The sequence below is a fragment of the Oceaniradius stylonematis genome, from assembly GCF_965223445.1.
Taxonomy (GTDB): Bacteria; Pseudomonadota; Alphaproteobacteria; order Rhizobiales; family Rhizobiaceae; genus Roseitalea; species Roseitalea stylonematis.
This window is the reverse complement of sequence record NZ_OZ244994.1, coordinates 1,555,715-1,578,214: the sequence shown is the minus strand read 5'-3', so window position 1 is coordinate 1,578,214 and position 22,500 is coordinate 1,555,715. Positions and strand designations below refer to the sequence as shown.

Sequence of the window (22,500 nt, the reverse complement as noted above, 5' to 3'; positions counted from 1 at the left end):
CCGACCCTCGACGGGTGATGTACGGGGGCCGACGCCGCCGGTCAGATGGTCGCCACAGAGGCGTCCATGCTGCCGTCCGGGTAGAGGAAAAGGCCATCCAGATCGGCACTGATCGCATGCACCATCACCGATGTGAACAGTGACAGCGCCGGCGCCTTGTCCGCCAACATCGGCGTCAGCTCGGTCTGGAGCAGCCGCTCGCGCTCTTCCAGCGAGGATGCCGAACGTTGCCTATCCAGCGCCTCATCGATCTCGGCGTCGACTATGCCGGTGATCCGTTTGGAGCCCGAATGGAAGTGCGTGCGCAGCACCAGGTCAGGCTCCGGCGAACCGGTCGACCAGCCACAGTCGATCATGTGGCCGGGGCCGCCGCCGGGGCGGTCGTAGAGGTTCTCGTTCCAAGCGGCCACTTCCATGACGTTCAGGGTCACGGGGAAGCCCTGGGCCTGAAGCATCGCCGTGATGACCTCGCCATACTCCTTGGTCTTGGGATAGAAGCCCACAGAGGTGATGTATTCGAGATCTGGCAGGCCCTGACCGCCCGGGAAGCCCGCCTCGGCCAGCAGGCGCTGGCACTCATCGGGGTCATACTCGGGATAGTTGTCCAGATCGATATAGCCGAACTTGATCGGCGAGATGAAGTTGGCCGACGGATGGCCCGATTCGCCCAGCACCTCGTAGATCAGTTCGCGATCGATCGCGTGGCAGGCCGCGCGCCGCAGAAGCGGATTGTCGAAGGGCGGTTTGGAGCAACGGAACCAAAGATATTTGTTCTCGACCGAGACGAGCTTGGAGATGCGGATGTCGTCACGGCCCGACAGCGTTTCGATTTGCTCGGGCTCGAGCCGCTCGATGATCGAGGCCTGGCCGTTCATCATCGACAAGAGCCGGGTGGTGGCGTCGCCGACGAAGGAAATGGTGACGCCCGGAACCTTGGGCGCGCCCTTGAAGTAGCCGTCAAAGGCGGTCAGCACCGTATCGTTGCCGCTCTGCTCGGAAAAGCGGAACGGGCCGGTGCCGTTGAGGCGCTGGGTCAGCGCGCCACTGGGGCCTTCGGCGATGTCCTTGGCCGATATCATCGGCAGATATGCGGCCAGGAAAATGAAGAGGCTGGCCGAATAGCCGCCCTTGCTCGTGTCGACGATGACCGTCAGATCGTCGGGCGTCGTTACCTCGAAACTGTCGGTGGGGCCGGGATACCACTGCGCCGGACGGTCGGGCTGTGCGCCATATTCGAAGGTGGCCTTCACGTCGGCGGACGTGAACGGGTGACCGTCATGGAAGGTCACGCCGTCGCGCAGCTTGATCTGAAGCCTGCTGCCGTCCAGCAGTTCCATGGATTCGGCCAATTCATAGACCATCTCGCCCGGATCGTCGGGCCGCATCGGCGCACGGGCCAAAAAGCCCATCACGAACCCCTCGATGATCTTTTGCGACAGGGTCGTGTGCGCGGTCGGGTCCCAGTTGCCGGTGATGTTTTCCGCCGACAGGAACGTGATCGGCTTGCCGGTCTGGGCGAAGGCCGAAGAGATGAAGAAGTCCGGGTTGAGCTGTTGGAAACCGGCAAGCGCCCCCGCGCCTGCCAAGAAAGTTCTGCGCTTAATCATGTTGTAGCCTCCTGTCATTTGTCCGTTTCTGGGGTGCTGGATGGCATCTGCGCCGTTCGGCGCTCATCATGGGTTGGTGCCTTACGGCGCGCGCAACAAAGCGCAGATCTCCTCGTGCAGTTCGGTGCTGGCGGCGGCCACCACGTGACCCTCGGAATGCAGCGTCAGCGGCGCTCCCTGCCAGTCGGTCATCACGCCTCCGGCCGCTTCGATGATCGGCACGATGGGTACGAAATCATATGGCTTCAGACCGGTTTCGATCACCGCATCGAGATGGCCGGCTGCGACCAGTCCGTATGAGTAGCAATCTCCGCCCAGCCGGGTGATGGCGGCTCTTGCCGCCAACCGGTCAAAGGCCGCGCGCGCCTCGGGCGCATAGGCATTGATCGCCGTGGCGCCGATCGACGCCCGTGCAAGACGCGTGCACCCGCTTGTCCGGCAAGGTCTTTCGTTGAGCCAGGCTTCGCCGCCCGCGCACCCGATCCAGCGCTCGCCGGTAGCGCTTGCCTCGATGGCGCCGATCGACGGAACACCTTCGTTCAGCAACCCGAAGAGCGTACCGAAAAGCGGTGATCCGGTGGCAAAAGCGCCCGTGCCGTCGATGGGATCGATGACCCACAGGCGAGGCCGGTCGAGACCCGTCGGCGGCATTTCCTCGCCGAAGACGCCATCGTCGGGCGCGTGCAGGGCAAGCATCCGGCGCAGATGGTCTTCGATCTCCCGGTCAGCCCGCGTGACGGGAGAAGCGTCGCTTTTCATCGTCAAGCCGATGTCTTTTCGAAAGTAGCGAAGCGCGATGGCGCGCGCGGCGTCTGCCATGTCGTCCAGCAGCGTGAGATCGGCCTCCATTGCCCTGCCTGCCGACTTTCCCGCCGTCATCGTCACGACCGCATCTCCTAAAACACTCGTTATTCCACAATTGCCACAAAAATCCACTTGGTCAACAAAAATCAGCACGGCCTTCAGTTTCGGCTTTGAATCGCCGCCAAACCCGACTAATCGGTGCAAAAAAACACAGCACTGGCCTGTGAAAATCTGCGCAACGCGGACCCCTGTTTGTGGTATGTGGGTTATGCAACCGCGCCAAATGCCCAATTATCGGGCAAGTTGCAGAAAGGAATTGCAGTTTTGTGGCATACTCAAAGGCGCGCAAAGATTCTCGCGATTCTGCGGGAATCGGCCAATGCGCGCACCGCCGCCATCGCCGAGGAACTGGGCGTTTCGCGCGAGACCATTCGGCGTGACCTGTTGGCCATGCAGGATGAGGGGCTGCTGGCACGCGTTCATGGCGGCGCCATTACGGCGGACCAGGAATCCGAGGCCGATTTTCAGAAGCGCAAGACACTCAACTGGGCGGAAAAAAGCGAGATCGGACGCAAGGCGCTGCAACTGGTCGAGCCGGGGATGACGGTCTTCGTGGATGCGGGCACGACAACCATGGCGTTTGCCCGCGCGCTGCGAGACGGCCCCGATGTGCAGGTGATCACCAATTCGGTCGACGTGGCCCAGACGCTGAGGCGGCACAGCATCCTGGTGGGCGGCACGATCTTGAGCGATGTGCCGGCCACCTTCGGTGAACTGACGCTGGCCGAGATCGGCCGTTTCATGGCCGACCTGGCGATCCTCTCGCCCACCGCCGTCCACCCCAAACACGGTGTGATGTATTATGAGTTGCATGAGGCGGAGGTGGCGCGCGCCATGGGCGCCAAGACCAGCAAGGTGGCGATCCTTGCAGACAGCAGCAAGCTCGACCGCACCAGCCGCGTGCTGATGAGCGAAGTCGGCAACATTGACTGGCTGGTGACCGACGCAAAGGCCGACCCCGGCGTTCGCCAGACGCTGGCCGACCTCATTCCCGCCGTTCTTTAGCTGAGCTGGTAGTCGAGCCGGTTCAGTGCGATCAGTGGCTGCCGCCGGTCCGGCATGATGTCGGAGAAAAGCTGCAGCGAGAAGCTCAGAAGCGCCGTGTTGGCCGGCTGTGGCGAATGGGTCGAGAACCAGTCATCGACCGCATTGCCGGTGTCCGACGGGATCGTGCCGGCATAGGCGAACAGCGGACGATAGAACATCGGCACCAGCGACACGATGTCGTCCGGCGACAGAGGGCTCGACGGGCCGTTGGCGGCCGCCAGCCGATAGCCATAGCGGCCCGACAGCTTCTGCTGGGTCTCCGCGCCCGTCGGCGGCTTTCCCAGCACATCGGTAAACAGGGTCGTCAATCCTGCCGGCAGTTGCGCCGTGGTGCCGGTGCCGAACAGGATCGAGCGATCCCAGGTCAGTTCCGGCACGGCCAGATTGGTGAAGTTCAACTCCGGCGTGCTGTAGACGAAGGCGTCGGCTGTCTCCTTGCCCGGAACCAGATTCTGGTTGCGCCGGATCGACAGGCTGGCGCGGGCATTCTGGTAAACACTCACATCGAGATCGTCATACCAGATCACATAGGTGCGCCGGCCACGATCCGGCACGGGCTCCTGGAAATTGTAGAAGATGTCCTGCGGCGTGCCCGAACCGGACGTTTGCGGCTGCAGCGGCTTTACCTTCCCGTCCGTATCGATATAGCCGAGCGACGGTATCTGCCCGCCCGGTCCCCATGTGTTTGTGCCGGGCGCGCGGATCAGAACGATCGCATCGAGCAGCGATTCGCCGTCGGCGCCCGAGCGCGTCCGCTTCTGCAGGCGGAAACGGTAGCTCTCGTCCGGGACCAGACCGTCTCCGGCACCCGATCCGCCGCTGCCATCGTTCTGCACAAAGCCCCAATTGTCGGCGACGTTCTTGGCGATGTCGGCGATGGCCGCCACCGCCGACCGGGCGGGCGCCGCGGCCGCGCCGCCATCCGTCAAAAGCGTTGCGAGGTCCGCCTTGATCGCCGCTGCATTGGTCGCAAATTCTGCGAGCGCTTGGAACGGGTCGGGCGGACCGACATCGAACATTGCCATCATTGGCGGACGGCGGAAGTTGAGGCCAATCGTGATGTTCGCCGTATCTTGCGCGGCGAGCTGCATCTCCAACGAAGCATAGTAGGACCAAGCCTTGGCCTTGGTGATCTGCTCGTCAACCGGCAGGTTCGGATCGACATCGCCGGGCGTGTAGGTGGCAACCGCACGCTGGTTCACCAGCCGGGGACTGGACGGATAGGCCCTGAGCGGGATCGGTATGTCCAACTGTCCGATATCGGTGCTGATCACCGCCCCGCCCAAATCCGCAGGCGTCTCCGGAAGCGGGTCGAGAAAGTGCAGCCATTTGGAGGTCTCATAGCCGTCGACATAGGCGGCCTGCTCGACGGCGAATTCCAGCGCGGTGATGTCGAACGCCAGATTGAGGAACAGGCGCCGGTAGTGGGCCCGGTTCTTGACGCTCAGCAGCATGGTCAGCGCACCGTCGCCGGAGACGAGATCGATCTTGCCCGGTGTCAGGCTGTATTCGGGCACCCAGCGCGCCGTGTGCATCACGGCGCCATCGGCCAGCACCGCCTGTTCGGCAATCATGCCGGCCAGTTCTTCCACCGTCAGCGATTCCGCGGCGGCCAGTTTCGACAGGCTCGATGTCTGCGGCGTCACCGTGACGGCCCGGCCCTTGAGATAGACGGTGCCGGTCAGAAGACCGTCCACATCCATGTTGGCAATCGCCAGATAGCGCAGGCTCACATCGAGCGCGTCCGCCATGGTGGTCAGCGTGTCGCCGAAACCGGCAATGGCGGAGTAACCATCGATGGTCAGCTTGACATCGTCGCGGAACAGCGGGGCCTGTGTCGCAAACGCTTCGGCAAAGCCTTCTGGCGTCGTCTGCAGCGTATCGATGCCGGTCGCCAGCGTGTCGTGCGCACCGATCTGCCAGTCATGATTGTTCAGCGTCAGCGTCGTGTCGGTCGCCAGAATGTTCGGCGTGGCGGCCACCAGTTCGATGACGCCGACGACGGAAATGCCAAAGCCGGTGGCCAGCGCCTGAAGCGTCGTGGTGGTCGACAGGCTTTTGCCGGGCGCATTGGTCTTGCCGGTCAGCCGGTGGCCGCCCGCATCGCTTCCCGTGCTGGCGAAGTCCGCCTCGACATCGGTCGGAACCTGGACGACCGCATCGGTGCCGAAACCCTGCGACAGGTTCTGCCGCAATTGCTGACCAAGCAGGGTCTGCGCCTCGGTCAGGTCGATCGCATTGTCCGACTTTTCGATCGGCGTCAGTTGCGCGGCGATTTTCTCGGCGAGACTTTCCTTGGCCGCCACCAACCGGTCGAAATCGGCCGAGCCGCCGCCGGCGGCCGAAGTCGCCTGATAGGCAGGCGCGGCATAGTTGGGCGACAGCACCATGTCGACCGTCGCCAGGAAATCGACGGCCCAGTCCATCACGTCGACCGCCTGGAACATGGTCGGTGCTGTTTCCGAAAAGGGCGGCGACGCTCCCGACTGGTAGGTGCGCACACTGGCTTCGCGCGAGACCAGCGCGTTGGCGAGCGGCGGCAGCGCCAGATAGCTCGGCGCGGTGGCCGACTGGCCGATCTCCACCTTGCGGATCGCATTGGTGCCGGGCGACTGCCCCGGCGCGTCGAACCGGACGCCATACTGGCGCTGGTTGCCGAGGTTGGAGAGCGTGCGCTCGGCGGGTCCCGTGCCGCCCCAGAGCGCACCGGAATAGGCCGTCGCCAATGCCGAGCCGAACGCGGCGAGCGTGGCAGGCACGCCGCTCGAACGGGGCGGCACCGGGCTGGTGGCGCGCTGCACCTCGGGCACGCCCGCAAAGTTCGTGTCGATCTCGTTCGTTGGACGCGCGAGTGTGACGCTCGCTGAAAGCTGCGTGATCGTGTTGGTGACCGCCGGCGCTGCCGGCAGGGCGGCACCGAAGACGACGTCGGGCGGCGGCAGGATAATCCTCGCCGCCGGATCGATGATGGGCTGTGTCAGCAGGGCCTTGAGGAAATCGTCATAGGCGAGCGGCGCATCAAGCACTGCATTGACCGGCGCGAGAGAGTTGGCAAGCGTCTGCGACGGGCCGACCGTGAAAGTGTGGCCGTCGACGGTGAACTGCGCGCCCGCTTTCAGGAACCCCGAAAGGGCGGCATTGGCCTTGCACAGGCGCAAGGCGTCGCTCTGCGACGTGCTCAGGAAGGCGGTGGCGACCGCGTTCGGTGCCACCGCGCCGGTCGAGCCGGCCGATGCCGCAGGCGCCGGGCAGATCAGCACCGCACCGGCAAGCAACAGGCCCTGCTGATCGCCGATGGCGGCGATCAGCGCCGCCAGGTCCGGCCGGCTCTGGGCCGGGAATTTCAGCCGAAGGCTCGCGATGGAGTCCTCAGCATCAGTCGTCACGCTGCCCGATCCGGAGACCGTCACCGTCTGGCCCGGAACGAAGATGCCGGGAATGTCCTGGTTCTGCGTGCCGAGCGTGTCGGCGGTCGTCGCAAACAGCGTGGCCACATCGTCCAGTGTCACGCCTGGCTGGATGCCGTAGGCCACCGCGGCAAGCGGCGAGGGGTCCAGAAGCGCCGGCAAGAGAAGCACCGACCCCGTGGTCATCGCCGTTTGCTGATTGGCCGCGGCAAAATCGGCGATCGTGATGCCCGACAAATGGCCGAGGAAGCGGCGCAGGCTCTCGCCGTCCGGCACCGGTTCGCTGGAGCTTCCGGTCTGCATCCGCGTATTCTGAGTGATCAGGCCCGGAAGGGCGCCGTTCAGCGTGATCAGGCTGTCGACGTCGCCGCCAAACACCGCCGTGACGGTCTGCGCGACGGTCGCCGCCTCGGCCGTCAGGCGCCGGTCCACTGCATAGGTGGTGATCGTGCCGCCGACCGCGAAGAGATCGACGATCGACTGGTTGGCGACGGCGATCGCCTCGGGCGTCGTGGTCACGCCCGCATTGGCGAAATCGGCGACCAGCGAAACGAAGGTCGAGCCGTTCGTGTTGATGGAGACGCCGCCGGCGGCAAGCGTCAGATTGTCGGCGATCAGCCCCGGAACGTCCTGGTTGGCCCGACCGATGTCACCGGCCGTGCACTGCGATTCGGCGGCATAGGCGGCCAGCGTCTTGCCGGCGCTCAACGTGCCCGTGACCGGGGCGATGATAAGATTGGTTTGCGCGGGAACGATGGCGGTATCGGCATTGTGCCACTGCGTCAGAAGATCGTGCGCGCTGACGCCGACGCGCGTTGCGAAGGCGTTGAGCGTTTCATTGTGCTTGACCTGCGCAAAGGTCGGCACGGTGACCGGGCCCGGGAACAAGGCCGTTGCCGGGCGGTCGATATTGTCGCGCAGAAGATCGTCGGCGGGGACGGAATGCGCGCCGGTCACGTCCGACAATGTCTGCCCCGATGTCACCGAGTGGGTTGCGATGGGCAGCGCGGCGATCTGGCTGGTGAAGATGTAGGACGCCGACACATAGGCGATCAGCGGCGCGAGCGGCGGGCTCAGCGCACCGCTCGCGAGGCTCGTCTCGATGCTGACCGTAATGCCGGGCCGGCTGATCTGGTAGAAGGCACCGGCGAACTTGAGCGCATGGGCGCTGGCCGAACTGACCGCCTTTTCCGACGGCAGATCCGGTGCCGGCAGGTAGGAATTGATCTGCAAGGCACCGTCGATCTCGATCATCGCCGCCGGCGACGCGCCGCTGAGCGTGTAGGACCAGCTCGTTCCCGGCCAGTCGCCAATGGCGGACATGCGGTCGGTGTAGCGGTCGGCCAGCGTGACGTCCGACAGCGGATCGGAAACGGTCGCCTTGTTGCCGAAAATGTCATGCGCGGCAAAGCTCAGCGCCGCGCCCGAACTCGCCGAAACGCCCGCATAGGGGTCCTCGGCCGCGGCCGGCAGCCAGGGATTGTTTTGCGCGATCCGCCCGGCCGGCTCGGCGCGGGGAAAAAGGCTGAGCACCTGCTTGTAGAGGACGTCATCGCCGGTGCCGTGCACGTCGTCATCGGTCGGCGCCGGCCCCTGCGGCACCGCTTCGTTGCTGCCGGTGAAGCCGGAGCCGGCGCCGATCTTGTAGCCGATCAGCCCATAGAGCATGCCCGAGAGCTGCGCGGGCGTCGGATCGGTCCCGGGCAGCGGTGACGGATCGGTGCGTTCGATGGTGAAACCGGCGGTGCCCGGCGGAATGGTGGCGAGCCGCGTCGTTGGCGCGCCGGCGCCGGTCTGTTCGGCATAGATCTGGGTGGCGCTGGCATCGACATTGTCGCCGACGACGGCAATGTTGTTGAGCGCCAGCAGCGGCCCACCCGAGGTGGCACCGCTCGTCTGGCTGTTCAGAAGACAGACGATTTGGATGGTGCCGCGCCCGTTCTCGTCGAAGACGAAGTCGGGCAGACCGGCGCCGTCGGCGTCATAGTGCAGGTAAAAGCCGCCCTCGACGACGACGGAGGCCTCCCAGAGAAGCGTCAGGAAATCGGTCGCCTGCGAAAGGGGCGCGCTGTAGGTGGCCGCGCTCGGCGGATCGTCCTCATCGAGTTCGATGCCCTCGACAAAGACGTCCATCGTCAGCATCGGATCGCGGGTGACGGTCGACAGGTTCGTCTTCAGCAGCACGGTCTTGGTCGTGTCGACCGCATCGGACGCATAGCCCTTCGGCGTCGCGCCCGTCGCGTTGGGCGGATAAAGCAGATAAAGCGCGCCCGAGTCGCTGCCGGCCTGGACGGCCTGCGCCAGATAGGTCCAAAGATCGTAGAGCCGCTCGATGTCGCCCGCATCGGTGCCCTTGCACAGATAGAGCCCGTCCACCCAGTCACTGCCCAGTTCCGAGCCACCGCCGGGCGTGTCCTCGGCGGCGGCAGGCGTCGGGTTGGCAACACGGTGCAAGACGATCGGAAGCTGGATGGCCCACGCATAGGAGACCAGCGGATCGCCCTCGGCGTCCGGCGGCGCCGTCAGCGCGACGCCCTTGAGCGCGAAGGGCTTGTCGCCACCCGCATCGGCCAGCTTCTGCAGGTTGGACGGCAACGGCCAGAGGCTCGGTTCACCGGGCGCGCCGCCTGCGTTGGAGGCGGCAGCCGGCAGCGCCGGGCGCGCGCCGGCCTGCCAGTGCTGGGTGACCTGCATGTTGTAGTGCACCGGCGTGTCTTCGAAGTTCGAAAGCACCGCAGGCGCCTGCGCATTGAGAGTCACCGTGGCCGAGGGCAGCGCGGTCCCGAAGGTCGCCTGATCGACCGTCAGCGTGATGTCGGTGATCGTATTGGTCGCCAGCAGCAGGCCCGGCGACGGCGCGGCGTTCGCGAAGAGGCGCGGATTGCGCGGTGCGTGCACGGCAAGTTCGGCGCCGTCGAGCGCTCCGGCGACGGTCGCATCGGTGAAGCTCAGCCAGCTCACCGCCGCATGGCTCAGCGTCACGTCGATCGGCGTGGTCTGCGGATCGGTCCATGGGAACTGCTGACCGGTCAGGTCGGCGATTCCGTAGAGGGTACCGGTGAAGTCGCCCGCCAGCACCTGCGCCGGCGTCAGCCCGGTGAAGCTGGTGTCGTCGGGTGCCGGCGCGCGCAGTCCGTGCGCCAGGAAATTCGAGACCTGGGTGGCGATCGTGTTCAGTTGCGCCGTCGCCTTGAGGTCGGTGACGAACTGGTCGACCGGCAAGGCGGGCACGTCGCGGATGGTCAGATCGGTTCCACCTACGAAGATCGCATCGATCCCGGCGACAATGTCGACGAGATCGGCCATGCCGAGATCGTAAGCCGACGCCAACGATTGAAGCGACTGACCGGACGGGATCTTCGCGGTGAACGGCGCGATGTGCAGCGCGGTCAGCGGTGTCAAAACGTCCTTGTCGGTGTTGGCCGTGATCAGCGCATCGGGCGCCAGTCCCGGAAAGACGGTGCCGGCCAGTGCCGCGAACGTGTCGGTCGAGGTGATGGTGTGGTCCATCGCCGGGATCGGCGTTGGCGCGGTGACCGGCGGATCGTTGGAATTGTCCATCGCCTGATAGCGGGCGAAGGTTGCCGCGATCGTTGCCAGGCTGTCGCCGGTGTGGATCGTGTAGGTCGCGCTGGCGGCGGTGGAATTCAGATAGGCGGTCGGCACGCCGATCGGGGGCGAGGAGGGGCCGATCTGCGACCAGTCGACGGACGGATTGAGCGTCGAGATCGCCTGCTCGTACCAGTCGAGATTCGGGGCGCCCTCGATCCCCTCGTTGCGCACCTTGAAGAACGCGGTCAGGAAGTTCTGCGTATCGCCGGCGACCGGCGAATAGGTGAAAGCCGGGATCGACAGCGTCGTGCCCTGCCGCAGCAGGCTTTTGAGGTGCTGGCTGGCCGTGCCGATGGCAAGGCCGGTGAGCGGCGTCGACGCATCGACAAAAGGGATCGCCGCCGCGATCTCGTCGAGCGACTGGCCGGACCGGACCTGGTAGGCGAGCGCCGGCATGGCGATCGACAGATCGGTCGCGAGCGGCGCGGCGGGATTGTCCTCGGCGATCGACAGGGCCGTAACGCCGACCGGCACGTCCACGTCGCGGCTGTCGCCGCGCGCCGCCAGCGGGTTGGCGGCGGCCAGATGGCGCGGATGGTGGCCGGTCTGCAGTGCCAGATCGAACAGCGTTTGCCCGCGCGCCAGCGTGTGCCGGGCGGTCAGGACCGGGAACTGGCCGGCCAGCGTGTCGAGGCTCGGCCCGCCGGTCGCCGGATAGGTGTAGGGGTAGTTCTGCAGAAGCGCGAGCGCGCCCTGTACGGCGGCTTGCGTCATCAGCAGGAAGTATTCGCCGAAGATCAGTTCCGCCAGGCTGGCCGTGCCGCCGGGTGCGGACGGTGTGTTGTTCACCTGCTGCGCCGTCGTCGTCGGCATGCTGGCCACGTCGCGTGTCGCATTGGTCAGCAATTGCTGGAAATAGGCGGCAAGGTTGGTGGCGTAGGCGGCGCTGACCGGGTTGTAGCCGGCATAGTCCCGGTTGGTGGTGTCAGACCCCTGGACGATCTGCGCGGAGATGGCCGGACAAACGGGCACGAAGGTGCCGCTGGTGGTGTCGATCTGCGACGGCGGCGTGCCCTGCGGATAGGCGGCGATCTCGAAATGCAGGCTCTCATGCAGGAAGTTCGACAGATTGTCGTAACCGAACGTTGCCTGCTGGAACGCCGGGTCGGCCATTTCGTTCAACAGGTCTTCGAGCTGCAGGCGCGTCAGCCGGTCGGTCCCCGTCTTGCCGGCGCCGGCCGCCGCCGCCCAACGGAAGAACGCCTCGGCCATCGTGGCAAGCGGCGGATCGCCGGCGGCATTGACATGGTGCACATGGTCCGCCGTCGGGACCGCGCGTTCGGCATGGCCGTTCGCCTCGGGATCGACCGTGTTCTCGGCCATGAACCCCAGAACGAGCTGGGTCTGGTTGCCACTGCCGCTGCCGGTTGCGCCGTAAAGGCTCGCCGGATCGGCGACCGAGAACATCGGCAGGAACTGCAGTCGCGCGCTTTCCGGCGTGCCCGAACCGAAGACCGGGATCGGCGGCCAGCTTTGCGGTGTCTGGTCCAATCGGACCACGGCCGGATGCAGCGCGCGCATCTCGGCCATCCGCGTCACATGCAGGCTGCGATGGTCGGGGTGGGCTGTCAGGGACGGCAGGTGATGGCGGGCATGGCGCAACCGGGTCAGGCGCGTTTGCGGCCGCTGGCCGCGCTGCTGGCGCAAAAAGGGCTGAATTCCGCCGTCCGCCGGTCCGATCATGGCAAGGCGCGTCTCGGCGATCATCGCGCTCATATGGGCGTGCGGCACACGCTTTTCGCTGTTGCTGCCCTCGATCCACGGCGTCGCCGTCGCCGAACCGATGGTGAAGCTCTCCTCGATCGTCAGGCTGAAGCTGAAATGCACCCGAACGAACAGGATCTTGACGCTCGCCTTGGCGGTGACATCGACCTTCAGCTCGACTTCCGTCGGCTTGTGCGCCTCCAGAACCAGTGTCGCGCTCGCTCGCGCCACGATGCTGACCGACGCCTTGATGACGACGAAATCGACCGAGCCATATAGCGTGCCGACGATCCCCGCCGTGCCCTGCACCCAGAAGTAGAAACCCGGCTCGACGGCCTTGTCATAGGGTTCGAACGGCGCAAACACGCCCTCGAATATGCCGTAGACCTCGACCTTGAGCCCGGCCTTCAGGGGCCCTGCCTGAAAGTCCTTGCCCAGACCGACCGACAGGCCGATGCCGGCCTCGATCACCGGGTCGAAATCGCCATTGGTGATCTGCGGGACCCGGTCGGAAGTGGCGCCGGTCAAATAGGCGAAATAGAGCCCGCCCTCGCCGATGAACGGAAACACCTCGACGGCGAACGAGACCGAAAAATCCTCATTGTGCGGAAAGCCCAGATCGACCCGGAAATTGCCGTTGGTGAAGATGTCGACATGGATCATGCCGAGCGTGACGCTCACCTCGCCGAACTCGAGATGGCGGAACATGTCGGGTATGCGCAAATCGACCGACAGTTCGCCGATATCGTCGCTGATCTTGCGGTAGAGGAGTTCGAAGCGCAGCCCGTTGAGCGCGCCGCCGCGCTCGCCGGAGACCGCGATCAAACCGCCATAGATGACCGGATCGAAGAACACCGCCGACAGGGAGAACGTGCTCAGAAGCGTGGCGTCGAGCCCGAACATCCAATTGCTGTTGCCGTCATAGCGCAGGCTCGCCGCCGCCGGATCGGTCAACGGATTGCCGCTGCCGGATACCGGCTTCATCGACGCCTTCAGCGCGGTGATGACCTTTTCGACGGTGTCGAGATCGGCGACCGGCACCGACAGCGCGATATGCTGGCCCATGCCGACGAACCGCAGATCGATCAGTTGCGGGCCTTTGCCGGGCACTTCGGGCGCGTCGTCGTTGAGCACGTCCCAGGCCAGTGGCTCGTCGTCGTCGCCGAAACTCTGGCCCAGGAACTCGCCTTCGAGTTCGACAAAGACGCGTCCCTCGCCATTCACGCTCTTGTAGATCAGGCCGATCTTGTCGAAGCGGGCAAACTTCAGATCGAGATCGAGCCGGTAGGCGACGGCCACGTCGGACGTCGTCAGGTTCACCTCCAGTTCGAGGTTCTTGAAATTGATCTGGTAGAGAATGTCCCACGGCGCGCCGAGGCGCCGGTTCTCGCCCGGCAGCGCCAGATTGATCAGATATTCGAGGATCTCGCCGAACGACAGATCGCCCAGCCGCACGGTCAGGATGGTCTGCTTGTCCGCGCTGCCGGCGACCGTCTTCTGCGTCACCGTCGCCTGGATGCCGCGCTCCTTGTACCAGATGCCGAAGCTGAGCGCCGAATTGTCGGGCGAGAACTCGTAACCAGCCGAGATCAGAAGGTTGAACAGGCTGAACGTGCCCTGCACGTCGCCGGAGATCACCCACTCGCCGGCGGCATTCTTGCCCGCCTCGACGACCGGTCGTCTCGCCGGAAGATGCAGACCGCCATGCACGCCCGGGCCGGCGAGCTGCCTCGGTTGGACGGCCTGACCGATGCCTTTGGTCCCTTTCAGAGAAAGGGTCGCCGTCAATTTGAAGGTCGGGCTGCCCTGACCGTCGAAGACCTTGAAGTCCCAGGCGAGCGACATGCCGCCCTTGAAGGTGAACTCGACGGGATTGTTGGACGTGTCGGTGGCCAGCGTCGCCTGCAGGAGGTCGATCTGGAGCTGCGGAACGCCGTAGCTGCCGCCGGGAATGTTGCCGTCCGGGTACATGAAGGCGGTCAGGAGATTGGTGACGCTCAGCGTGCTGCCGCTCATCAGCCCGCCGCTGAACCCCCAGCCGGTATCGTTGCCCGGCGAAGAACCGGAGAAGTACAGCATCGCCTCGTTTATATGGGTGAAGGCGGTCAGGTCGGCCTGCAGAAGCTGGCCGTCATAGTCGATGTCGAAACTGATGCCGTCAAAGCCCAGCGAGATCAGTGAACCGCCATTGGCGCTGCCAAGATCGATGCTCCAGTCGGTCAGGATGTCGGTGCCGAAGCCGAAGGTGCGATTGAGGATGTCGGCGGAGAATTCGAGCCGCGAAATGTCCATCTCGATGGGCGGCTCGTAGCGCTTGCCGGTCAGCTTCTCCATCACCGAAGCCATCAGCGCCGAGACCGAAACCGTCACGCCCGGCTGCAAATGGGTCGACAGGTTCAGCGTCGGGATCGACAGTTCGGCCAGCATCGGCACTTCTTCGACGATGTCGAAGGCGGTGTAGAGCGAGCCCTGCGCCGCCGGCACCAAGCCGTCGCCGAAGCTCAGCGTCATCAGGCTGCCGATCTCCGAGACCGTCAGAATGTCGTTGGGCAGCAGCGGCCAAGAGCCGACATCCATCGCCACGTTGAAGAAGATCGCGTCGACCGTGGGAAGGGCGGCGCTGTCGGGGAAATAGAGCGAAAAGCTCAACTGCTTGAGCACCAGCGATGTGGCCGCCGGCACGGTGTCGGGAACCAGGGTGCCAAGATCGATGCCGCCGGTCAGGCTGTCGAGCTCGTTCCAGGAGGCGAGCGGCACCGTCAGTTCGCCCACCGAAAGCGTATGGAACTCGCTGGCCGGCAGCAGCGTCAGCGACAGGTCGAGCGTCTGGCCGCCAAAGGCGAGCGTGGCGATCAGGTCCGCCCGCGAGAACGGCCGCTTGATCGTCGTTTCCGACGGGTTGGCGGGGTCGTAATAGGGCAGTTCCTCGTAGAAGCTTGCAAGCGAAGCGCCGAATTCGAGTGCAATGCCCGCAAGGGTGATCGGCGCGGCGCCGGCCGGCGCGAGCGCGATGACCGGCATGTCGCCTTCCGACAGGTCGATCGTTCCCGCCACCGTGCGGCTGTCCGGTGTCGGCAACAGCGTCGCCCCCACCGCAAACGGACCCGTCGCCGACAACTGACCCTTGAAGTTGGCGAAGGGTTCGGCGGTCCCCGGATAGTCGCTGATCGACACCGCCGCACTGGTCAGCAGGAAGAACCCGTTCTCGAACGCGACACCGGCAAGGTCCGTGCCCTCGAGACCGTGCAGGCTGTTGCCGAGCGTCCAGCCTCCCGCCGGGGATGGAACCTCCGCGCGGATGTAGAGTTGAGGACTGCCGCTGGAATCGACCGAGAAACTGGCGGTCACCGGCAGGACAGTCTGCTGGCCCGATCCCGACCAGGGAAACAGCGTCGCATTTCCCTGATAGCGGATGATGTTGGCGCTCGGCTGCGACGGAAAGCTCGTTATGCCGGTGAGCGTGAGCGTGTCGCTCGCCAGAACCTTGTTGAACAGGGTCGCAATGTCCGGCCAATCGAGGCCGGACGGGTTCGAGATCGACGCGACGGGGATCGTCAGCGTGCCGGCGCCCGTGTCCTGGAACTGCTGAAGATCGGCAAAGAGCTGTTGGATGTTCATGCCGCCCTCACGTCGGAATCGTCGCGACCAGCGGCAGGTGGTCGCTGATGAAGATGTGTGTGAATTCGGCGGCGCGCCGGGCGTCCGTCACCGCCCCCGCTCCGAACTGCGCGCGCGTGGTCGCCCAATTGGTGAACGTGCCGCCCCAGGCGCCTGTGATGACGGGAAGCCACTTCTTGTACTTTGGCCGGTGCCTGGGCTTGAACTCGACATGTTGCTCGGGTCCCGTCGCCGCCATCCGCTGCGGCCAATAGTTGAACGGATTGGCGACCTGGGCCTCCATGTGGGCGAGGTACGCGTCGGTTTGCTCCAGCGGATCGCTGTAGACCCGGTTCGCCGGCAGCCGCGCGCCGTCGACCAGGAGCTCGTTCAGCAGATCGATCCGCTGCGCGGTGATCCCCGAGCCGGTCGGGTAGAAGACCAGATCGATCTTGTGGCGCAGATAGTCAGCCGTGTTCGGCCCGGTGATCGGCTGGTCGTGCGCGACACCTTCGACGATCTGAACGGTGGTGCGCCGCGCGGCGTCGCCTGCGGTGTGAAGCGGCCTCTCGGAGCACTGGGCGCCACCGCGGTAGTTGCGGTTGCGGTCTCGCGTGAAGTACTCGTACTCACCAGGCCAACTCGCCTGAGATTGCGACCAGTTAAAATCGCCACCGAAGACACATTTGGTCAACGCAACGAGTTGGTCGGCTTCCGGGAGGTTGTGTGCGTCAATGCCGTTGACCGCATAGAGCTCGCGCGCCAGCCCGCTCATGAACGCGCCCCATGACGACCGGACCTGGTTGCTCGGCGCGTGATAGACCCCGACCGGGCACAGCGTGTCGTGCGCATCGGCGAGTTTGAGCACCACATAGGCGGGACGCCGCGCCTTCTCCCACTGGATCCCCATGGCGTCGTACTTCGAAGTCGCCGGATAGTTCAGCTTCGGCCATGCCGCCATGAGTTGGTAATCGTCGGTGCCATCGTCATAGTCGTAGGGGAGCGTATGGACGCGGCGAAAACCGCCGGTTGCGCTGAACTTCTCGCGGCCGCCGCCGATGCGATTGTTGCCGGTCGGCCGGCCGCGCTGACTGATGTTCAAGGGAGAGCGGACGTTGGAGGGCGTCGTGCCGTCCGCAATAGGATAAAGCCCCCTTATCATCCGGAAAGTGGCGCGGGCCGCCCGCCACACCACGGCATAGCCCTCGGTGCGTGCACCGGTCCGGTAGATGATATCGGCGGCGGTTGTCGCCTCGTCGGTATCGCGGTGGGCGATGGCCGATCCGCACCAGCTCACCCGCCAGTCGCGCTGGCCGGCGGCATAGAGCGCATTGAGCTGCGTGCGCAGATCCTTGAGCGCCGTTTCCGGTGCTTGGTTCACCTCCTGAATCAAGAGAACGTCAATCGCATTGGCGTGCACGAACCGGGCGATGAACCGGTTGCGCAACGCATTGCCCACAGCAAGGCCCGCGCCATTGTACCGCCCCGATTCCTGGCCGTAATTCTGGATGTTCCACAGACAGACTTTGACGTTTGGCATCGCGCGGTCTCCTAGGTCGGGACCGTCGCGACCAACGGCAGATGGTCGCTGACAAAGATGTGCAGATATTCGGCGGCGCGCCGTGCATCGGTCACGTCGCCCGCGGCGAACTGGGTCTTGCTTTCGTCCCAATCGGTGAACGTGCCGCCCCAGGCGCCCGAGATGATCGGCACCCAGACCTGAACCCTCTTCTTCTTGCGTCTCTTGGTGACCTGGACCTGCGGCCCCGTCTCGGCATGAAGCCGTTCCGGCCGATCGTCGGGCGCATCGTCAATGCCGTCCTCGACCTCATCCATGTAATCGGCCACCGACTCCAACGGATCGGAATAGGTGCCGTCCGCCGCATCGTCGATCAGCTCGGTCAGGAGGTTGACGCGTTCCGCCCGCACTCCGGTTGCGGACGTATAAAAGATCAGGTCGATCTTCCATTTCAGGTAGGCGTTGGGGTCGGCGCTGTCGATCGGCGTGCGGTGATTGTCACCGAGAATCTGGATCGTCGTGCGCCGGGCATTGTCGCCTTCGGTCTCGCGCGGCGCAGCCCTGCGGCTGGCGCCGCCGTCATAGGACCTTGAGAACGGTGCGGTGAAGTACTGGTAATCGCCCGGCCAATCGTCCTGGTTCACCGACAGGTTGAAGTCGCCGCCGAAGACGCCCTTGCGGACGTAGACCAGATCGTCAGCCTCCGGCGCATCCGCGCCGTCGACCGTGTTGATCGCATAGATCTCGCGGGCGAGACCTGACATGTACGCGCCCCACGACGCGCGCGTCTGCTTGCTCGGTGCGTGATAGACGCACACCGGGCAGAGCAGCGTTTCGGCGTCGGCAAGCTTGAGCACCACATAGACCGGACGCCGAGCTTTCGCCCATTGGATGCCAAGCCGGTCGGCGCGCGCCGTCGGCGGGTAGCTGAGCCTGGGCCAGTTGTCCATCAAGTCGTAACCAGGCGGCGGATCGCGCGGCTGATACGGGTACTTCTGGTGGGTCATGAAGCCGCCGGTCGCACCGAATTCACCGTCCGTTTCCCCGGTCGGCCGGCCGCGCTGGCTCATGTTCAGCGGCGATGCCACCGCCGCGCCGCCCGGCCCGTTCGTGCCGGCGGCAATGTCGTAAAGACCGCGGATCATGGTGAAGCGCGCAGCCTGCGCATTGCGCCACAGAACGGCATAGCCCTCGGTGCGCGCACCGGTCCGGAATGCGACCTGCCGGGGCTGCTGGACCTCGTCCACATTGCCGCGGGCGATCGCCGATCCGCACCAGCTGAAGCACCAGTCCTGCGTCCCGCCCGCGTTCAGCGCGTTGAGCTGGCCCTGCAGGTCGGTGAGCGCGGCCGTTGCCGAACTGCTCACCTCCTGGATCAGCAGGACATCGATGGCGTTGGCGTGAACGAAACGCGCGACGAACGCATTGCGCATCGTGTTGGCACGATCGGTCACGTCGTAACCGTTGTACTTCTCCGAGTTCTGGCCGAAATTCTGGATGTTCCACAGACACACCTTGACGCTCGGCATCGCCTATTCCTTCTTGGCGTAAGCGGCATACCAGCCCAGCGCCCCCCGGTCGGTGGCGATATCCTGGGTGGCGGCATCGGGATTGCCGAAAAGGGCGATCGTGTTCTGGCCGGGCGGGAACTTCCAGCCCAGAAAGCGCAGATAGAAGTCGCGGAACCGCAGCACATAGGCCGGATCGGGCGGATCGGCCGTCGCGCCGTCCGCCGTCACATCAATCGCGTTGAACCCCAGATCGATCACCCCCTGGATCGGCATCAGCGACTTGACGCTCTCGACCCCCGGCAGCTTCAGGCCGACATTGACATCGGCGCCCGTCGCGGTCGGCGACCAGGCCACGAGTATGCCGGCACCGAGCGCCGGCGCCGACGACAGGGCGCCCAAAGTGCCCAGATCGACATTGAAGACCAGACCATACCAGGCGCCGCTGAACCCGGGCTGCGACAGCGGCGTTTCGAGCCCCAGATAGCCCAGATCCCTGGGCTTGCTGCCGGGCTGCCCCTCGATCAGCCCGCCGACCTGCAGCGGGAAGCGCTGGAAGAAGCTGGTCGGCCGCGCCTTGCTCGATGCGGGATCGAAGGAGATTTCACCGAGATTGAACCGGAACGTGCGCTGGTCGGGCGCACTGACCGGAAAATCCATGTCGACGGAAACGCCCGAAAAGGACAGATATCCGTCGGCCACCCGAACGCCGTTGCGGTCGAGCACCGGCCCGAACGAGAACGCATCGAAACGCGGCAGATCGGCGAACCGCAGCTTGCCCTGCAGCAGAAAACGGGTGCGCGTCGTCGCGCTGGTCGCCGTATCGGCGGTCGCGGTGACGAATTGCGCCTGGTCGAATTCGGTTTGCGTCAGAACCGAACTGTTGTCCGATCCGCCTTGCCCCACGCTGTCGGCGCCGAAGACGTTGGCGGCACCGGTGGCGAAGACATAGTGCCCGGACGTGCCCTGGCGCTGATAGCTGCCTTCGAGCAGGATGTTGTTGTAATGCTCGCTTTCGTAGAGCGTCACAAGTTGGCTGAAGAGCCGGTTGACGAACAGTTCGATCCGCCCGGCAAAATTGGCGATCGCCGAGTTGATAAACAGCACCTGCAGCAACAGCACCTTGAAGTCGAAATCGCCCTCGATATGGGCGATGTCCTCGGGCTGGTCGTAGTCGATGAGCCCGAAGACGGCGCTGTCGCCCTGCGAAAGCGTGCGGTTGCCGGCATCGATATCGATCGGCGTTACAGAGATGCCGACATGGTGGGCGCGGAACTCCTCTGGCGAAATGCCGGCGGCCAAACCCGACAGTTCCGGAGGAACCGAACTGAACGGCACGTTGGCGTTCAGGAACAGAACGCCCATCCATCCCGGATTGTTGACGATGCCGGTGACGAAGTTCGACAGCATGCTGGCGCCGCCATTGGTTTCAACGTCGGCGACGGCGTCGGAAATGATGCGATTGAGCAGCTCTTTCGTGTTCGCAAGTGACCCGTTCAGCTTGCCCACGTCCGGCCATGCCCATGCATCGGTGTTCTGCACGAAGTCATACAGACTGCCGGCGGCGAACTTGAAGATCATGATCGGCGGATGGGCTTGCTGGTCGGCCCAAAGCGTCGGCGACAGTCGGAAGCGCCAGCCCTCCACGTCGAGCTGGCAATAGACCGAGTATTTCGTCACGGTCGGAATGTACTGCGCATTGCCGCCGGTCAGGATGCCCTGCAGCATGGCCGTGAACGCGCTCAGCGAGGTCTGCGGCGTGCGGCCCTGCTGCTGAAGCAGCGTGACCACATCGGCCGGCACGGCCTCCGCGCCGCTCAGCCGGGTCAGGTCGCCGAGCACATCCTCGGTGATCCAGTAGTTCAGATCGATGTTCTGCAGCAACAGGGCGCCGTCGCAGGCGACCATGAAGAGCTGGTTGCTCTGGAGTGCGCCGCGAAACGTATCGCTGGGCTGGTTGAACGCGAGCTGCGGCAACTGCCCGGCCACCGGCGCCTTGCTGAGAATCAGCGACGTCATCGTGCCCGACTGGAACTGCGCGAGAATGCCCTGCGGCGTCACCGCCTCGAAGTCGGTTTGCGCCAGCATTGCCTCGGGGTGCGCGGCCAATGGCGCCTGATGCGCCTGAACGCCGAGTGCGGCCCGGCGCAGCGGGCTCAGAATCTGCGCTTCCAGCGCCTGGACGGTCGCCAGATCGTCTTCCTCGACGCCGGCATAGGGCACCAGCGGATATGCATCGGGCTGGCTTGCGCCGACATCCTTGGTCACCAGTTCAAGAAACGTCAGATAGGGCAACAGCGCATCGGCGGGCGGTCCTCCCCCATCGGGCCGGATATGAAAGAACGCGCCATCGCTGGGCTGCGCATAATACCAGGCCTCGCCGCCGGACGGCGGCGCAACGACCGCGTTGGCCGTGGTGGCGCGGTGCGACAGCGGCGTATCTTCCGGCACCACCGGCGCGCCAGTGGCTTCGTCCGTCTTCTGCGGCGGGAAATCGGGGGCGAAGGCGGGCTTGGCCGGATGAAACGAAACCGGCACCGAACCAGCGTCCGAAAAGCCGAAATATTCGATCCCGGAAATGCCGCCGGTAAGCCGCGCGGCGGGGGTCGCTGCGCCGCCGGGCGGCGTGCCGACATCCATGGTGAAGGCGCCGATCGGTGCCAGATAGAGCGGGTCGTCCGCATCGAGCGCGGTGCGTGAACCGGGCCGCCTGTGAAAGGCAAATCCGGCCGGAAGGCCGGTCGCCGCGTCGATGCCGTTGGGGGTCAGCGTGATGCCATAGCCAAGCTGCGATGTGTAGTGCGTGTCGTGGGCGGGGATCGAACTCCCGCGATAGGAAAGCTGGGTGCGCGCCGGGTCGAGAACCCCGGCCGGATCGCACAGGAACGAGATCGGGATCGCCGCACCGGTGCCCTTGAACAACGGATAGCGCAGCGAAACCAGATGAAAGCCGTTCGGGTCGCTCTGGTCCGGCACGCCGTAGCGAAACCCGACATCGAGCAGGTCGAGATCGGCAACGCCGCCATCGAGGCTGCCGTCGACGCGGAACGTTCCGGCTGTCGCTCCGTCGACCGACAGGACAACGGCGCCCTGCGAGACAGGAGCCAGGGGCCACGCCTTGGCATCGGTCACCAGTTGGAACGCGGGCGGCGCCGGGCTATCGAAGGAAAAACCATCGCCCCATTGGCCGATTGTCTGCCCGCCCGAAACCGTGAAACGGTAGGCGCCGAGAGCGAAGACGCTCGGCCGGTTGATCGTGCCGTCGGTCGCCCCGTCCGCCTGCGTGACGTAGAGCACCCGTTCGCCCCAGCCGCGGACGCCGGCATCGGACGTCTCCAGCCAGACGAAGCGGGCCCCGCCGCCGAGGCGCTCGGCCAGCGCGAGCACGGCATCGGTGAAGGCCGTCTCTTTGCTTGCGTCGGGCTTGATCGTGACCGTCACGTAGAACCCGCGATGGGTCAGCCACGTGTCGGCGAGCGACAGCGAAGCGGGCACGGATGCCGGATCGCCGAACAGCACCATGCCGAACGCACCCGCCGTCTCCCACGTGCCGCCATCGAGCCAGTAAAGCCGGGGTTCGTTGGCCGATTGTGTGAATTGGGCGTTGGTCACACGTCTCTCGCTCGTTGCTCGCC

General features: G+C 65.0%; 7 protein-coding genes. 1 reads left to right on the top strand and 6 read right to left on the bottom strand.

Translation table 11 applies throughout. The annotated features are described in order from the left end of the window. Positions 1 to 41: 41 nt before the first annotated feature. Both ACOQOU_RS07750 and ACOQOU_RS07745 read right to left on the bottom strand, forming a co-directional pair. The gene (locus ACOQOU_RS07750; RefSeq protein WP_109765523.1) at positions 42 to 1,607 is read right to left on the bottom strand and encodes an ABC transporter substrate-binding protein; all 1,566 of its coding nucleotides are present in this window, start codon (positions 1,605 to 1,607) and stop codon (positions 42 to 44) included. 81 nt (positions 1,608 to 1,688) lie between these two features. After that, the gene (locus ACOQOU_RS07745; protein WP_420578866.1) at positions 1,689 to 2,564 is read right to left on the bottom strand and encodes an inositol monophosphatase family protein; all 876 of its coding nucleotides are present in this window, start codon (positions 2,562 to 2,564) and stop codon (positions 1,689 to 1,691) included. 171 nt (positions 2,565 to 2,735) lie between these two features. Here ACOQOU_RS07745 and ACOQOU_RS07740 point away from each other — a divergent pair, with 171 nt between their 5' ends. Continuing rightward, positions 2,736 to 3,476 (top strand): DeoR/GlpR family DNA-binding transcription regulator, encoded by a 741-nt coding sequence (locus ACOQOU_RS07740; RefSeq protein ID WP_306024904.1) that lies wholly within the window; start codon positions 2,736 to 2,738, stop codon positions 3,474 to 3,476. On the opposite strand, the gene ACOQOU_RS07735 is transcribed toward ACOQOU_RS07740, so the two are convergent. The 4 genes from ACOQOU_RS07735 to ACOQOU_RS07720 all read right to left on the bottom strand — a co-directional run bounded on the left by ACOQOU_RS07735 (position 3,473) and on the right by ACOQOU_RS07720 (position 22,477). Next, positions 3,473 to 15,859, bottom strand: a complete 12,387-nt coding sequence (locus tag ACOQOU_RS07735; RefSeq protein ID WP_306024905.1) for a hypothetical protein — start codon at positions 15,857 to 15,859, stop codon at positions 3,473 to 3,475. The genes ACOQOU_RS07740 and ACOQOU_RS07735 overlap by 4 nt on opposite strands. 7 nt (positions 15,860 to 15,866) lie before the next feature. Beyond that, positions 15,867 to 17,297 (bottom strand): hypothetical protein, encoded by a 1,431-nt coding sequence (locus ACOQOU_RS07730; RefSeq protein ID WP_306024906.1) that lies wholly within the window; start codon positions 17,295 to 17,297, stop codon positions 15,867 to 15,869. Between the two features lie 92 nt (positions 17,298 to 17,389). Further along, complete coding sequence (locus ACOQOU_RS07725) at positions 17,390 to 18,886, bottom strand: endonuclease/exonuclease/phosphatase family protein (RefSeq protein WP_306024907.1); 1,497 nt, start codon at positions 18,884 to 18,886, stop codon at positions 17,390 to 17,392. Between the two features lie 3 nt (positions 18,887 to 18,889). Beyond that, positions 18,890 to 22,477 carry a hypothetical protein gene (locus ACOQOU_RS07720; RefSeq protein WP_306024908.1) on the bottom strand — a complete coding sequence of 1,196 codons (3,588 nt, stop codon included), beginning with the start codon at positions 22,475 to 22,477 and terminating at the stop codon, positions 18,890 to 18,892. Positions 22,478 to 22,500: the final 23 nt, after the last annotated feature.

What these genes read in the sequence shown, in the direction of transcription:
- ACOQOU_RS07750 (WP_109765523.1), bottom strand. Translation starts at nt 1,607, where the DNA reads ATGATTAAGCGCAGAACTTTCTTGGCAGGCGCGGGGGCGCTTGCCGGT.
- ACOQOU_RS07735 (WP_306024905.1), bottom strand. Translation starts at nt 15,859, where the DNA reads ATGAACATCCAACAGCTCTTTGCCGATCTTCAGCAGTTCCAGGACACG.
- ACOQOU_RS07725 (WP_306024907.1), bottom strand. Translation starts at nt 18,886, where the DNA reads ATGCCGAGCGTCAAGGTGTGTCTGTGGAACATCCAGAATTTCGGCCAG.